Annotated in this window: 14 protein-coding genes; 3 read left to right on the top strand and 11 right to left on the bottom strand. The window is 73.5% G+C overall.

Annotation, left to right across the window (positions count from 1 at the left end):
- Window positions 1–116 precede the first annotated feature (116 nt).
- The 10 genes from ACZ64A_RS25630 to ACZ64A_RS25585 form a co-directional block, all read right to left on the bottom strand.
- Entirely contained in the window at window positions 117–896 is a 780-nt protein-coding gene (locus ACZ64A_RS25630; protein ID WP_469813432.1) for an HAD-IIA family hydrolase, read from the bottom strand.
- 146 nt (window positions 897–1,042) lie between these two features.
- Complete coding sequence (locus tag ACZ64A_RS25625) at window positions 1,043–2,098, bottom strand: 2-aminoethylphosphonate ABC transporter substrate-binding protein (protein WP_469813430.1); 1,056 nt, start codon at window positions 2,096–2,098, stop codon at window positions 1,043–1,045.
- A 37-nt stretch (window positions 2,099–2,135) separates the two neighbouring features.
- Window positions 2,136–2,933 (bottom strand): ABC transporter permease, encoded by a 798-nt coding sequence (locus ACZ64A_RS25620; RefSeq protein ID WP_469813428.1) that lies wholly within the window; start codon window positions 2,931–2,933, stop codon window positions 2,136–2,138.
- Window positions 2,920–3,702, bottom strand: coding sequence for a 2-aminoethylphosphonate ABC transporter permease subunit (locus ACZ64A_RS25615; protein ID WP_469813426.1), 783 nt, complete (start codon window positions 3,700–3,702; stop codon window positions 2,920–2,922). The genes ACZ64A_RS25620 and ACZ64A_RS25615 overlap by 14 nt, the downstream gene beginning before the upstream one ends.
- Window positions 3,695–4,747 carry an ABC transporter ATP-binding protein gene (locus tag ACZ64A_RS25610; RefSeq protein WP_469813425.1) on the bottom strand — a complete coding sequence of 351 codons (1,053 nt, stop codon included), beginning with the start codon at window positions 4,745–4,747 and terminating at the stop codon, window positions 3,695–3,697. Before ACZ64A_RS25610 ends, ACZ64A_RS25615 begins: the two co-directional genes overlap by 8 nt.
- Complete coding sequence (locus tag ACZ64A_RS25605; protein WP_469813423.1) at window positions 4,744–5,433, bottom strand: HAD family hydrolase; 690 nt, start codon at window positions 5,431–5,433, stop codon at window positions 4,744–4,746. Before ACZ64A_RS25605 ends, ACZ64A_RS25610 begins: the two co-directional genes overlap by 4 nt.
- Before the next feature lie 8 nt (window positions 5,434–5,441).
- Window positions 5,442–6,566: a TIGR03364 family FAD-dependent oxidoreductase gene (locus ACZ64A_RS25600; RefSeq protein WP_469813422.1), complete on the bottom strand. Its 1,125-nt coding sequence runs from the start codon at window positions 6,564–6,566 to the stop codon at window positions 5,442–5,444.
- Between the two features lie 133 nt (window positions 6,567–6,699).
- On the bottom strand, window positions 6,700–7,455 hold the full coding sequence (locus ACZ64A_RS25595; protein WP_469813420.1) for a GntR family transcriptional regulator: 756 nt from the start codon (window positions 7,453–7,455) through the stop codon (window positions 6,700–6,702).
- Between the two features lie 51 nt (window positions 7,456–7,506).
- Entirely contained in the window at window positions 7,507–8,337 is an 831-nt protein-coding gene (locus ACZ64A_RS25590) for a hypothetical protein (RefSeq protein WP_469813418.1), read from the bottom strand.
- 212 nt (window positions 8,338–8,549) lie between these two features.
- Window positions 8,550–9,617 (bottom strand): ROK family transcriptional regulator, encoded by a 1,068-nt coding sequence (locus ACZ64A_RS25585; protein WP_469813753.1) that lies wholly within the window; start codon window positions 9,615–9,617, stop codon window positions 8,550–8,552.
- 276 nt (window positions 9,618–9,893) lie between these two features.
- Here ACZ64A_RS25585 and ACZ64A_RS25580 point away from each other — a divergent pair, with 276 nt between their 5' ends.
- The 3 genes from ACZ64A_RS25580 to ACZ64A_RS25570 all read left to right on the top strand — a co-directional run bounded on the left by ACZ64A_RS25580 (window position 9,894) and on the right by ACZ64A_RS25570 (window position 12,417).
- Complete coding sequence (locus ACZ64A_RS25580; protein ID WP_469813416.1) at window positions 9,894–10,973, top strand: Gfo/Idh/MocA family protein; 1,080 nt, start codon at window positions 9,894–9,896, stop codon at window positions 10,971–10,973.
- Window positions 10,970–11,464: a heme-degrading domain-containing protein gene (locus tag ACZ64A_RS25575; protein WP_469813414.1), complete on the top strand. Its 495-nt coding sequence runs from the start codon at window positions 10,970–10,972 to the stop codon at window positions 11,462–11,464. Before ACZ64A_RS25580 ends, ACZ64A_RS25575 begins: the two co-directional genes overlap by 4 nt.
- A gap of 89 nt (window positions 11,465–11,553) precedes the next feature.
- The gene (locus ACZ64A_RS25570) at window positions 11,554–12,417 is read left to right on the top strand and encodes an LLM class F420-dependent oxidoreductase (protein WP_469813413.1); all 864 of its coding nucleotides are present in this window, start codon (window positions 11,554–11,556) and stop codon (window positions 12,415–12,417) included.
- A gap of 126 nt (window positions 12,418–12,543) precedes the next feature.
- Here ACZ64A_RS25570 and ACZ64A_RS25565 read toward each other — a convergent pair whose 3' ends face one another.
- Window positions 12,544–13,401 (bottom strand): fumarylacetoacetate hydrolase family protein, encoded by an 858-nt coding sequence (locus ACZ64A_RS25565; RefSeq protein WP_469813411.1) that lies wholly within the window; start codon window positions 13,399–13,401, stop codon window positions 12,544–12,546.
- Between the last annotated feature and the right edge of the window lie 20 nt (window positions 13,402–13,421).

Below are 13,421 nucleotides of genomic sequence, written 5' to 3'. Positions count from 1 at the left end.
AGTTATCTGGAGGCTCCCCGTCCGGGACCGCCGACGCATCCCCGGGGGCGCCGATATTGCTCCGTCCGGGTGAGGTTCCGCCCGGCCCGGGCCCGCCCGGGCCGGCGACGGCCGGGTCAGACCAGGTCGACCAGGTCCGCGATGGAGTCCACGACGTGCGAGGGCCGGTAGGGGAAGTTCTCCACCTGGGCGGACGTCGTCAGGCCGGTGAGCACCAGGAAGGTCTGCATCCCGGCCTCCATGCCGGCCAGGACGTCGGTGTCCATCCGGTCGCCGATCATCGCGCTGGTCTCGGAGTGCGCGCCGATGGCGTTCAGGCCGGTGCGCATCATCAGCGGGTTGGGCTTGCCCGCGAAGTACGGCTGCTTGCCGGTCGCCTTGGTGATCAGCGCGGCCACCGCGCCGGTCGCCGGGAGCGGGCCCTCGGTGGAGGGGCCGGTCTCGTCCGGGTTGGTGCAGATGAACCGGGCCCCGTCGTTGATCAGCCGCACGGCCTTGGTCATGGCCTCGAAGGAGTAGGTGCGGGTCTCGCCGAGGACGACGTAGTCGGGCTCGTGGTCGGTGAGGATGTAGCCGATGTCGTGCAGCGCGGTGGTCAGACCGGCCTCGCCGATGACGTAGGCCGAACCGCCGGGGCGCTGGTCGTCCAGGAACTTCGCGGTGGCCAGCGCCGAGGTCCAGATGTTCTCGATCGGCACGTCCAGGCCCATGCGGGTCAGGCGGGCGTGCAGGTCACGCGGGGTGTACATGGAGTTGTTGGTCAGGACCAGGAACGGTTTGCCGGACTCGCGCAGCTTCTTCAGGAAGGCGTCGGCGCCGGGGATCGGCACTCCCTCGTGGATCAGGACGCCGTCCATGTCGGTGAGCCACGACTCGATGGGCTTGCGGTCTGCCATGTGCTGCGTCTCCTGCGTACGTACGGTCCTACACGGGCTGGGGGCGCCGGAACCACGGCGTACCGACGCCCCCCAGCCTAGTCAGGGCCGGCTGATCCCGACCCCGCCGGAGGACGGTGATCTCGGCTGGTGGGCGGTGCGCCGGGTCAGCTGCCGGTCGCGGACTTCCAGTCGTCGACGTAGGCGGTGAGGTTCTTGTCGATGTCGGCCCAGTCCGGCTCGAAGACCTGGACGCCGTCCATCAGCCTCGCCAGCGCGATGGCGTTCGCGTCGGTGGTCTTGACGTCGGTGCGGGCGCTGAAGCCGCCGCCGATCTCGCTGACCTGCCGCTGGGCGGCCCGGCCGAGCATGAAGTCGAGCAGCTTCTTGCCGTTCTCGCCGTGCGGGGCCTTGGTGACCAGGCCGGCCGCGTACGGCAGCGCGAAGGTGGTGGGCCTGCCGTCCTTCCCGGCCGGGAACCAGATGCCGAGGTTGGGCATGGTCTTGGACTGGGCGTGGTTCATCTGCACATCGCCGTTGGCGACGAGGAGCTCGCCCTTGTCGACCTTCGGCGCGAGCTTGCCGGTGGACGCGGACGGGCCGACGTTGTTGGCCTGGAGCCTGCCCAGGTAGTCGAGGGCGGCCTGCTTGCCGCCGAAGTCGTGCATGGCCTTGATCAGGACGGCGGTGCCGTCCCCGGCGACGCCCGGGGTGGAGTACTGGAGCTTGTTCTTGTACGTGGGGTCCAGCAGGTCTTGCCAGGTCCTGGGGGCCTTGGGAAGCAGCTTGGTGTTGTAGACGAACCCGAAGTAGTTGTTCGCGACGGCCGTCCAGGTGCCGTCGGCGGCCTTGTCGGCGCCGCTGACGTGCTCGGAGCCCTTCGGGGCGTACTTCTGCAGCAGCCCCTTGCCGTCGGCCTGCTGGATGAACGGCGGCAGGGTGACCAGCACGTCGGCCTGCGGGTTGCTCTTCTCGCGGACGGCGCGCTGCACCATCTCGCCGGAGCCGCCCTCGACGTACTCGACCTTGATGCCGGTCTGCTTCTCGAAGTCCTTGAAGACGCGGTCGTACCAGCCGTCGCCGTTCTCGCCCTTGAGTCCGTCGGCGCTGTAGACGGTGACGGCCTTGGCGTCGGCGGCGGCGGAGGAACCGCCGCAGGCGGTGAGCAAGGGGGCGGCGAGCACGGCGAGGGCGGTGGCGATCGTGAGGGTGTTTCTGGGCATGGCGAGGTGAACTCCCGTACTGGAAAGAGGGCGTCGGTCAGCGGTAGGTCGCTCGGGTGCGGATGCGGGAGACGGCGAACAGCACGAGCAGCGTCGCCGAAATGAGGACCACCGCGACGGCGGACCCGGCGAACAGGGCGCCGCGGTCGGTGGCCGCGTAGATGAGGACGGGCAGCGGGGTCCAGTCGGGCGGGTAGAGCATCATCGTGGCGCTCAGCTCCCCCATGGACAGGGCGAAGCACAGGCCGGCGGCGGCGGTGAGCGAGGGCAGCAGCAGCGGCAGCCGGACGCGCCACAGCACGCGGGCGGGGCTCGCGCCGAGCGCGGCGGCGGCCTGCTCGTAGGCCGGGTCGAGACGGCGGATCGCGGCGGACACCGACTGGTGGGCGAAGGCGGTGACCAGCAGGGTGTGGGCGAGGATCACGATCCAGCGGGTGCCGTTGAGCAGCAGCGGCGGCCGGGAGAAGGCGACCAGCACGGACAGGCCGACGACGACCGAGGGCACGGCGACGGGCAGGACGAACAGGGCATCCAGCAGCCGTCGGTGACGTTCCCTCAGCGCCGCCGCGGCCAGCGCCGCCCAGGTGCCGACGGCGAGGGCGAGCACGCTCGCCGTGAGCGCGGTGAGCAGGCTGGTGGTGAGCGCCTGGAGGGACTCGCCGCGGGCTGCGGCACGGTAGTGGCCGGCGGTCGGGCCGGAGGGCAGGACGCCCGACCAGTGGGTGGCGAAGGAAGCGCCGAGGACGACGAGCAGGGGCAGCGCGAACAGGGGCAGAAAGAGCAGCGCGAACACCGCCCAGATCGCCCCCTTGGCCCCGCGGCTATGCACCAGCACGACGGCTCACCACCCGGTACAGGCCGTACAGGCCCACGGAGAGAAGGACGTTGACGACGGCGACCACACAGGCGCCCGGGTAGTCGGACTCCAGGATCGCCTTGCCGTAGACGAGGGTCGGCAGGGTGGTGACGCCCTTGGCGCCGGTGAACAGCACGATGCCGAACTCGTTGAGGCACAGCACGAGGACGAGGCTGCCGCCGGCGGCGAGCGCGGGCAGCGCCTCCGGCAGGATGATCTGCCGCACGATGCGCGGCGCGCGGGCGCCGAGCGAACCGGCCGCCTCCAGCTGTGCGGTGTCGAGCTGCGCGAACGCGGCGAGCAGGGGACGCATGACGAACGGTGTGAAGTAGGTGACCTCGGCCAGGAGCACGCCCCACGGCGTGGTCAGGAACTGGACGGACCCGACGATGCCGGTGGTGCCGTAGAGGAACAGCAGCGCCAGCGTGATCAGGAAGGACGGGAAGGACAGGTAGACGTCGATGAACCGGGCGACCGCCTTCGCACCGGGGAACGGGACGAACGCGATGACCAGCGCCAGCAGGAAGCCCAGCACCAGGCAGCCGGCGGTCGAGCCCAGCGCCAGCCAGACCGTGGTCCACAGGGCGCGCCGGAACGCCTCGGAGGCGAACACGTCGGCGTAGGGCTGCACGGAGGTCCCGCCGCCGTCGGGCTGGAAGGACTGCCGGACGACCAGGACCAGCGGGTAGAGGAAGAAGACGGAGAGGAGGGCCACCGGGGGGAGCGCCCACCACAGGCGCCTACGCATCGGCGGCTCCGGCGGGCAGCAGCACCGCGTCCTGCTCGGCGAAGTGCAGGTTCACCGCGTCCCCGAGCGCCGGCGGATCCGTCAGCTCCCGTACGTCGGCCGTCATCAGCTGCCCGTCGACCTCGACGTACAGCCGGTGCGTGGCCCCGCGCCACTGGATCTCCCGCAGGACGCCGGTGAGCCGGTTCGGCCCGTCGCCCAGCCCCACCAGATGCGGGCGTACGCACAAGGTGGCCCGCGCCCCCGCGACCGCGCCCGCCGTGTCGACCCGCACCTTGGTGCCCGCGAAGTCGACGCCCCCGGACGCGACGGTGACCGGCAGCAGATTCGCGCCGCCCACGAAGGACGCCGTGAACTCGTTCGCCGGCGCCCGGTACAGCTCGCGCGGGGTGCCGCAGGCCCGCAGGCGGGCCCGGTCCATCACCGCGATCCGGTCGGCGAGGGTGAGCGCCTCGACCTGGTCGTGGGTGACGTACAGCATCGACACCTCGGGCAGCTCGCGGTGCAGCCGGGCCAGTTCGGTGAGCATGCCCGAGCGCAGACGGGCGTCCAGCGCGGAGAGCGGCTCGTCCAGCAGCAGCACCGAGGGGCGGATCGCGAGCGCGCGGGCGATGGCGACGCGCTGCTGCTGACCGCCGGACAGCTCCCGCGGGTGGCGGCGGGCGTAGCCGGCCATGCCGACCATCTCCAGCGCCTCGGCGACCCGGCCGCGGATCTCGCTCCGGGCTACCTTGCGGGCCTTCAGACCGAAGGCGACGTTGTCCTCGACCCGCAGGTGCGGGAAGAGCGCGTAGCTCTGCACGACCATGCCGATGCCCCGGCGGTGCGGCGGCAGGTCGGTGACGTCCCGGCCGCCGAGGTGCACCCGCCCGGCGGCGGGCCGCACGAACCCGGCGACCGCCCGCAGCGCGGTGGTCTTGCCGGAACCGGACGGCCCGAGCAGCGCCATGACCTCGCCGGGCCCGACGGTGAGGTCGAGGGAGTCGAGGACGACGTGGCCGTCGTAGGCGACGGTGACGTTCTCGAAGCGGATGCCGCTGCTCATCCGAGTGCTCCCGGCAACTCCCGTACGGAGGCAAGGACATGACCGGCGCCCGCCCGGCGCAGTTCCGGCTCGCGGTGCGCGCCGGTGAGCACACCGGCCACCACGCCGGCCCCGGCCCGGACGCCGCTGAGCATGTCGTAGGAGGTGTCGCCGACGACGGCGACCTGACGGACGTCGTCCGCGGCCCGGGTGCGCAGGAAGGCGGTGAGGACCATGTCCGGGTACGGCCGCCCGCGCCCGCCGGCGTCCGCGGGGCACAGTGTGAGCGGCACGAGGTCCTGCCAGCCGAGCGCGGCCAGGATGGCGTCCTGCGTGGTGCGGGCGAAGCCGGTGGTGAGCACGACGGTCCGGCCGTCGGCCCGTAGCTGTTCGACGGCCTCGCGGGCGCCGGGGACGGGTGCGATGCGGCCGCCGCCGACGAGGTCGCCGTACGCCTTCTCGAAGGCGGTGTTGGCGCGCCGGGCGAGGTCCTCCGCGCCGAACAGGTGCCGGAAGACGGAGATCTTCGACTCGCCCATGGTGGCGCGCACATGGGCGAGCTTCTCGGCGTGGTCGGGGCTGCCGGGCTCGACGCCCAGTTCGGCGGCGGCCGCCTCGAAGGCCTGCTCGACGAGGCCGCCGTCGGCGACGGTCGTACCGGCCATGTCGAGGACGACGAGGCGGATGTCGCGGGTCGGGTCGCTCATGGGGAGGGTCACCAGTTCAGTTCGTTCGCGGTGGTCTCGGCTATCGCGGGCGAGCAGGTCATGCCGCGCCCGCCGGGCCCGGTGACCAGCCACACCCCCTCGCGCACCTGCTGCCGGTGCACGACCCGGCGCGGGTCGGTGCACTGGGCGTACACCCCGGCCCAGCGGCGCCGGATCCTCGGCAGCGGCCGGCCCAGCAGGGACTCGACGACGCCCGTGAGGTGCTCGTAGGGGTCCTCGAGGGTGTCGAAGGCGAAGGGGTGCTCGTACTCGTGGGTGTCGCCGATGGTCAGGCCGCCGTCGGCGCGCTGCACCATCAGCAGCTGCATCCGGTGCTCGGCGGCCGTCTGCGGCTGCGGCTGCCGGGCGTTGAGGTCGTCCAGCTGCGGCGAGGCGTAGGCCGGGTAGTAGCGGAAGCTGTCGGCGTCGGCGACGGAGGTGGTCAGGGGTTCGCCGAGCGGGTCGGTCTGCATCATCTGCAGCCGCACCCGGCGCACGGGCAGGTCCCCTCCGGCCAGTTCGCGCACCAGCCCGCCGAGCCAGGCGCCCGTGGCGAGGACGACGGCATCGGCACTGTGCACGTCACCGTGGTCGTCGCGGACGTCCCCCGCGTCGGTCACCTCGCGGACCTCGCGGCCCGGCAGGAAGGTGTAGCGCGGGGACTTCGCCAGCTCGGCGCGCAGGGCGAGCTGCGCGGTGCGCGGCTCCACGGCCGCGTCGCGCTCGCAGTACAGGGCGGCGTCGAACGTACCGCGCAGAGCGGGGTTCAGCGCGCGGGCCTCGTCGGGCGCGAGCAGCTTGTAGCCGCGGTCGGCGGCGTCCTCGCGGGCCACCGCGGCCTCGGCGACGGCGACTTCGAGGTCTGTGCGCAGCGGGGTCAGCGAGCCGTTGGGCCGGAAGCCGAGCCCGGGCACCCGGGCGCCGATCTCCTGCCACAGCTCGCGGGCCCGCAGGGCCGTGGCCAGTTCCTCTCCCCCTGCGCGGCCACTGACCCAGATCTGGCCGAAGTTGCGCAGGGAGGCGCCGCGCGCCTCGCTCTCGCGCTCGATCTGTACGACCTCATGGCCGCGCTGGACTGCTTGCCAGGCGTGCATGGTCCCGACCACGCCGCCTCCGACGACTGTCACTCTCACGCCGGTCACGCTCCTCCCGCCCGGGGAACCGGAAGGGTCCGGCTGCCGATGGGAGCGTGAACGAGCCATCACGTTTGGGCTAGACCCGTTATCGTTTCGTTACTTTCCAGAGGGAGGCGGGTGTCGTCGTGTTTCAGCCCCGCAGATGCGTCGTGAAGGAGAACCGGTCCCCCCGGTACAGGGTGCGCACCCGCTCCAGCGGCCGGCCCTGCGCGTCCCGGGAGACCCGGTGGATGAGCAGCATCGGCAGGGCGGGCGGGGTGCCGATGAGCAGCGCCTCGCGGGGCGTGGCCAGCACCGTCTCGATGCGCTCGTCGGCGTCGCCGAACGCGATGCCGCGGCCCTGGAGGTAGCCGTAGAAGGAGGAGTCCGGCTCGAAGCCGGTGTCCAGGTCGGGCACCCGGGCCACGGCGACATAGGTGCTCTCCAGGCCGACCCGCTCGTCGTCGGCGAGCAGCACCCGCTCCAGGTGCCAGACGGGCTCGCCGCGCGTCAGCCCGGTCTCCGCGGCCAGGGCCTGCGGGCAGGGGAAGCGGTCCAGGGTGACGAGAGCACGCCCGGGTGTACGGCCCTGACGGCGCACGCCCTCCGTATAGCTGGCCAGGGACAGCGGCTGCTCCAGCTTGGGCCCCGCGACGACGGTGCCGCGTCCCTGCCGGCGCAGCTTGCCCTCCAGCACCAGCTCGCGCAGGGCCTGCCGCACCGTCTCGCGGGCCACGTCGTAGCGCTCGGCGAGGTCGCGTTCGGTGGGGATGAGGGCGCCCTCGCCGAGCTCGGCCACGAGACCGTCGATACGGGCCTTGACCGCGTAGTACTTCGGGATGCGCCCGTGCTCCGGGATGCCGGAGCGGACGGGGGCACCGGGGGCCTGGTCGTTCGGGTAGTCCACGCGAGGATCGTCGCAGACACGGACCGGCCCGAACGGCGGCCCCTGTCCCCGTCAGCGGCGTCTGCGGGCCACCAGCAGCGCGGCGCCGCCCAGCAGCAGGGCGATGGTCGCGGCGAGGGCGCCGTCGGCGATGCCGGTACGGGCGAGTTCGTCGGCGGCGAGCGCGCCGGTGGGGGCGGGAGTGGGCGCCGGGGTGGGGTCGGGGGACGGGGCGGCCGGGGTGCGGGCCGGGCCCGGCGGGGTGCCTGCGGGGTCGGTGCCCGGGGTCCGGCCGGCTGGGGGCAGCGACGCGTTGTGCACGGCGAAGCGGTAGTCGTCGGACTGCCCCACCCAGTCGCCGTCGTCGTTGTGCCGCCGGACGACCGCGGCCTCGGCGGTGACCTCGTTGGGTACGGCGTCGGCGGTGAACGCCAGCCGCACGCGCACGGTCAGGGTGCGGTGCGGCCCGACGCTGAACCCCGGAAAGCCGTCCTTCTCGCCGAACGCGCCGACCAGTTCGTCCTCGTCGGTCGTCTCGAACGGCACGGTACGGGTGCGGGGGCCGTCGGCGAACTCCAGCCGCGGCTGGGCCGCCGTCAGCGCCCGCCGCTCGTCGACGAGGACGACGACCGGATGGATGGCGGTGCAGGTGCCGGGGGTGGTGTTCGTCAGGTCCAGATACCAGACGCCGTATCCGCCGCCGGCGTCGTATGCGGCGGGGCCGCCGCGGATCCGGGCGCGCAGGGGGAAGTCGTGGGAGCCGGACCCGGCCGCACACGCGGGGTCGGCCGCAGGGGCGGCGTGCGCCGGGGGCGCGAGGACCGGTAACGGCAGCAGGGACAGCAGCGGCAGCAGCGTGGCGGCTGCCGCCGCGGGGACACGGCTGAGCGGGAACAGTCGCATGATCACATGAGCTTGGCGGGTGGGGTGGCCGCTGCGGCGGAGGCGTACCGGCGAGAGCCCTCGAACGGCGGACGGATCGCACCCGAGCGGGTTCCTTCCGGGCTCCCGCCGTGCGTCACCGGCAGGACTCCCCCCGCCGTGCGTCACCGGCAGGACTCCCCTGGCCGCTGTACGCCCCGGATACCCCCGGGCGCCCCTGGATGTCCGCCGCTCTACGCGTCACGCCGCCCGAACACCGGCCCCAGGACCAGTTGCCCGGCACCCGCCGCGACTCCCCACTCCCCGCCCCCGGCGATCCGTACCGGCACCGCGCCGCCCCGCGTTCCCTCGCGCTGCGCTCGCTCCTGGAGGACCGCCGCGACCCCGCGTACGAAGGTCTCCGGCGCCCGCGCGACGACCCGCCCGCCGAGCAGCACCCCGTCGATGTCCAGCAGCCCGACCAGATTGCCGGCCCCGGCGCCGAGCACCCGCGCGGCCTCCGCCGTGTCCCCGCGCCGTACCGCGCCCAGGCACAGCACCTCGATGCAGCCCCGGTCCCCGCACCCGCACACCGGTCCGTCCAGCTGGATCACCTGGTGCCCGAACTCCCCCGCCCCGGTGCGCGCCCCCCGGTGCACGGCCCCGCCGACGACCAGCCCGGCGCCCAGGCCCGTGCCGAGGTGGAGGTAGGCGAAGGAGTCACCCTCCCCGGCGACGGCGAGGCCCAGCGCGGCGGCGTTGGTGTCCTTGTCGACGACGACCGGCAGGCCGAGGCGTCCGGCGAGCGCGTCCCGCAGCGGGAAGCCGTCCCACTCGGGGAAACCGGTCACCCGGTGCAGCACGCCCCGTACATGGTCGAGCGGCCCCGGCAGCGCGACACCCACGCCGAGCACCGACTCGTCCGGCACGGAACCGGCCAGCGGCCGCACCGCCCGCTCCACGGCGGCGAGCACCGCCTCCGCCCCCGCCCCGAGGTCGAGCGGCGCCCGTTCCTGCCCGACGACCGCGCCGGTGAGATCGACCAGCACCGCCCGCAGCTCGTCGCGGTCCAGATGCGCCCCGACGGCGTGCCCGGCGTCCGGCACCAGCCGCAGCACCGTGCGCGGCTTGCCCCCGGTGGAGGCCCGGCGCCCGGCCTCGGTGGCCAGCCCCCGCTCCCGCAGCCGTGCGGTGATCTTGCTGACGGCCTGCGGGGTCAGCCCGGTGCGCTCGGCGAGTTCGAGCCGGCTGATGCCCTCGGCGCCGGCCGTGCGCAGCAGCTCCAGCACGAGCGCGGTGTTGTGGCTGCGCAGCCCCAGCAGATTGACGCCGCCACCGACCGGACCACGGTCGCCTGCGACGGGTCCGCCGCCGCTCCCGGCCGTACCGGCATCGCCCTTGACCGGGCCGCCGTCGCTCCCGGTCGTACCGCCATCACCCTTGACCGGGCCGCCGCCCCCCGTCGTACCGCCGTCGCCTCTGCTCGTTCCCCCGGTCGCGCTTCCGTCGCTTCTGCTCGTTCCACCGTTCGTGCCGCTCACAGGCCCCATTGTCCTCGCCGCTTGCACTTTGGCAACAGCGTTGCGAAAGTGGGGGGCATGACAGGTACGACAGGCACCCCCCTCCGCGTGGGCCTCATCGGCTACGGCCTCGCGGGCTCCGTCTTCCACGCCCCGCTGATCGCCACCACGGACGGCCTGAGTCTCGACACGGTCGTCACCTCCAACCCCGAGCGCCAGGCGCAGGCGCGCGCCGAGCACCCCGGCGTGACGACGGTCGCCGGCGCCGGCGAGCTGCTGGAGCGGGCCGGCGAGCTCGACCTGGTCGTCATCGCCTCCCCGAACAAGACGCACGTCCCGCTGGCCACCGCCGCCCTGGAGGCGGGGCTGCCGGTCGTCGTGGACAAGCCGGTCGCCGGGACCGCCGCCGAGGCACGCGCGCTGGCGGCCCTCGCCGAGGAGCGCGGGCTGCTGCTGTCGGTGTTCCAGAACCGCCGCTGGGACAACGACTTCCTCACCCTGCGGCACCTGCTCGACGAGGGCGCGCTGGGCGACGTATGGCGCTTCGAGTCCCGCTTCGAGCGGTGGCGGCCCAAGCCCAAGGGCGGCTGGCGCGAGTCCGGCGACCCCGCGGAGATCGGCGGCCTGCTGTACGACCTCGGCAGCCACGTCGTCGACCAGGCGCTGGTGCTCTTCGGCCCCGTCACCCAGGTCTACGCCGAGTCGGTGGTCCGGCGCGCGGGCGCGGAGGCCGACGACGACACGTTCCTCGCACTGACGCACGCGAACGGCGTCCGCTCCCACCTGTACGTCTCCTCCACCACCGCCCAGCTCGGCCCGCGCTTCCGGGTGCTCGGCTCGCAGGCCGGCTACGTCAAGTACGGCCTCGACCCGCAGGAGGCGGCGCTGCGCGACGGCCGCCGCCCGGGCCCCGGCTGGGGCGTCGAGCCGGAGGAGCTGTGGGGCCGCGTCGGTGCCGGGGAGTCCCCGCTGACCGGCGGCGGCCGCGCCGAACCCACCCTGCCCGGCGACTACCCGGCCTACTATGCGGCCGTGGCGAAGGCCCTCACCGGCGCCGGCCCCAACCCGGTGACCGCGCTGGAGGCGGCCGACGCCCTCGACGTACTGGAAGCGGCCCGCCGGTCGGCCCGCGACAAAGTGACGGTGACCCTGCGTTGAGCGGACTGACCCCGAAGTTCACGCCCGAGCTGACCCCGAGCATCGAGGAGCTGGAGGCCCAGGAACGCCGCCTGGTCTTCCGGCAGTTCACGCACGACGACGCGTGGGCGCTCGGCTCGCTGCTGGTCGGCCTGGCCCGCGAGCGGCAGGCCCCGGTCGCCGTGGACATCCACCGGGCCGGCCAGCAGCTCTTCCACGCCGCCCTGCCCGGCTCCACGCCCGACAACGACGCCTGGATCGCCCGCAAGCGCCGGGTCGTCGAACGCTACGGCAGCGCCTCCTACCTGGTCGGCGCCCGATTCCGTGCCAAGGGGACCACCTTCGAGGAGTCCTCCCGGCTCGACCCGGACGCGTACGCCGCGCACGGCGGTTCCTTCCCGATCACCGTCGAGGGTGTCGGCGTGATCGGCGCGGTCACCGTCTCCGGGCTGCCCCAGCTGCAGGACCACCGGTTCGTGGTGGAGGCGCTGGAGGAGTTTTTGAAGATCTGAGGATCCGACGTGCGCCGGGATTAACCCCGGGGTCCCTCCGGTTGGGACTGGCCGTAGACGTGATGATCACGGACCCGCCGGAGGGACCCATGAGCACGGTGCAGGACAGGATCGGCCGGTACGGCATCTGGAACGTGGGCCTGCGTTCCGAGGACCCGGCCCTGCGGGGCGAACGGGCGGAGGCGGCCGCCGAGTTGGAAGCGCTGGGCTTCGGCGCCCTGTGGCTCGGCGGCAGCAGCGCCGTCCAGCACGCCGCGCCGCTGCTGGAGGCGACCGGGCGCATCACCGTCGGCACCAGCATCCAGAGCATCTGGCAGCACACGGCCGCCGACACCGCGGCCCGCTTCGCCGAGCTGGAGCGGGACCGCCCCGGCCGCTTCCTGCTGGGCCTGGGCGTCAGCCACGCCAAGCTGGCCTCGCAGTACCGCCGCCCGCTCGCGGCGCTGACCGCCTACCTCGACGAGCTCGACGCGGCCGGCGTCCCCGCCGAGCGCCGTGTCCTCGCCGCGCTCGGCCCGAAGAACCTTCAGCTCTCCCGGGACCGTGCGGCCGGCGCGATCCCGTACCTGGTCACGCCCGAGCACACCGCCGAGGCCCGCGAGATCCTGGGCGGTGGCGCGCTGCTCGCCCCGGAGCTGAAGGTCGTCCTCGAGACCGACCCGGCCCGCGCCCGCGCACTGGCCCGCGGCGCGCTGGCTCCCTACCTGGGTCTGGCGAACTACACGAACACGTTCCTCCGCCTCGGCTTCACCGAGGCGGACCTCGCGAACGGCGGCAGCGACCGCCTGGTCGACGCGGTCTTCGCCTGGGGCACGGAGGCCCGGATCCGCGACCGCATCGAGACGTACGTCAAGGCGGGCGCCGACCACGTGGCTCTCCAGGTGGTGACCGACGGGCCGAGGGAGAACCTCCCGAGGGGGGAGTGGAGGCGCCTGGCTTCTCTGCTGGGGTGACTGCGGTTACCTCGAGGGGCGCGGGGTTTCGTGCAACATGCGGCTCCGCCGCGTGGGCGCGAGCAACCACATCCGGCCCGCGGCCGACGGACAAGCCGTGGTTCCCCGCCCCCCCCAGCGGAGCGCTCACGCGTCCTTGAGCTCCTGCCGCTGCCGGCCCAGCCCCTCGACCTCCAGCTCCACCACGTCCCCGGACCGAAGGTACGGCTTCGGCTCGGGCTGCCCCATCGCCACCCCGGCAGGCGTTCCGGTGTTGATGACGTCTCCGGGGTACAGCGTCATGAACTGGCTGACGTACCGCACGACCTCGCCCACCGGGAAGATCTGGTCGGCGGTGGTGCCGTCCTGCTTCAGCTCGCCGTTGACCCACAGTTTGAGGGAGAGCGCCTGCGGGTCGGGTACTTCGTCGGCGGTCACCAGCCACGGCCCGAGCGGGTTGAACGTCTCGCAGTTCTTGCCCTTGTCCCAGGTCCCGCCCCGCTCGATCTGCCACTCCCGCTCGGACACGTCGTGCGCGACGGCGTAGCCGGCGACGTGCGCGAGTCCCTCCTCCGCCGAGCCGAGGTAGCGGGCGGTGCGGCCGATGACGACCGCCAGCTCGACCTCCCAGTCGGTCTTCACCGAGCCCCGGGGCACGAGCACCGTGTCGTTCGGGCCGACGACCGTGTCCGCGGCCTTGAAGAAGACGACCGGCTCGGCGGGCGGCTCGGCCCCGACCTCGCGGGCGTGGTCGAAGTAGTTCAGCCCGATGCACACGACTTTGCCGATGCGGCCCAGCGGCGGGCCGATGCGCAGCCCGGTCGCGTCCAGCGCGGGCAGCTCACCGCCCTCGGCCGCGGCGCGGATACGGCCGAGGGCCGCGTCGTCGGCGAGCAGCGCGCCGTCGATGTCCTGGACGAGGCCGGACAGGTCGCGCAGGGTCCCGTCGGCGTCGAGCAGCGCCGGGCGCTCGGCCCCGGCCGTACCGACTCGCAGCAGCTTCATGGTCGTCACCATCTTCCTCG

Source organism: Streptomyces sp. NPDC104814, from assembly GCF_055583185.1.
This window is presented reverse-complemented; position numbering and strand designations above follow the sequence as displayed.

What these genes read in the sequence shown, in the direction of transcription:
- ACZ64A_RS25630 (WP_469813432.1), bottom strand. Translation starts at nt 896, where the DNA reads ATGGCAGACCGCAAGCCCATCGAGTCGTGGCTCACCGACATGGACGGC.
- ACZ64A_RS25625 (WP_469813430.1), bottom strand. Translation starts at nt 2,098, where the DNA reads ATGCCCAGAAACACCCTCACGATCGCCACCGCCCTCGCCGTGCTCGCC.
- ACZ64A_RS25615 (WP_469813426.1), bottom strand. Translation starts at nt 3,702, where the DNA reads ATGCGTAGGCGCCTGTGGTGGGCGCTCCCCCCGGTGGCCCTCCTCTCC.
- ACZ64A_RS25610 (WP_469813425.1), bottom strand. Translation starts at nt 4,747, where the DNA reads ATGAGCAGCGGCATCCGCTTCGAGAACGTCACCGTCGCCTACGACGGC.
- ACZ64A_RS25605 (WP_469813423.1), bottom strand. Translation starts at nt 5,433, where the DNA reads ATGAGCGACCCGACCCGCGACATCCGCCTCGTCGTCCTCGACATGGCC.
- ACZ64A_RS25590 (WP_469813418.1), bottom strand. Translation starts at nt 8,337, where the DNA reads ATGCGACTGTTCCCGCTCAGCCGTGTCCCCGCGGCGGCAGCCGCCACG.
- ACZ64A_RS25580 (WP_469813416.1), top strand. Translation starts at nt 9,894, where the DNA reads ATGACAGGTACGACAGGCACCCCCCTCCGCGTGGGCCTCATCGGCTAC.
- ACZ64A_RS25570 (WP_469813413.1), top strand. Translation starts at nt 11,554, where the DNA reads ATGAGCACGGTGCAGGACAGGATCGGCCGGTACGGCATCTGGAACGTG.
- ACZ64A_RS25565 (WP_469813411.1), bottom strand. Translation starts at nt 13,401, where the DNA reads ATGAAGCTGCTGCGAGTCGGTACGGCCGGGGCCGAGCGCCCGGCGCTG.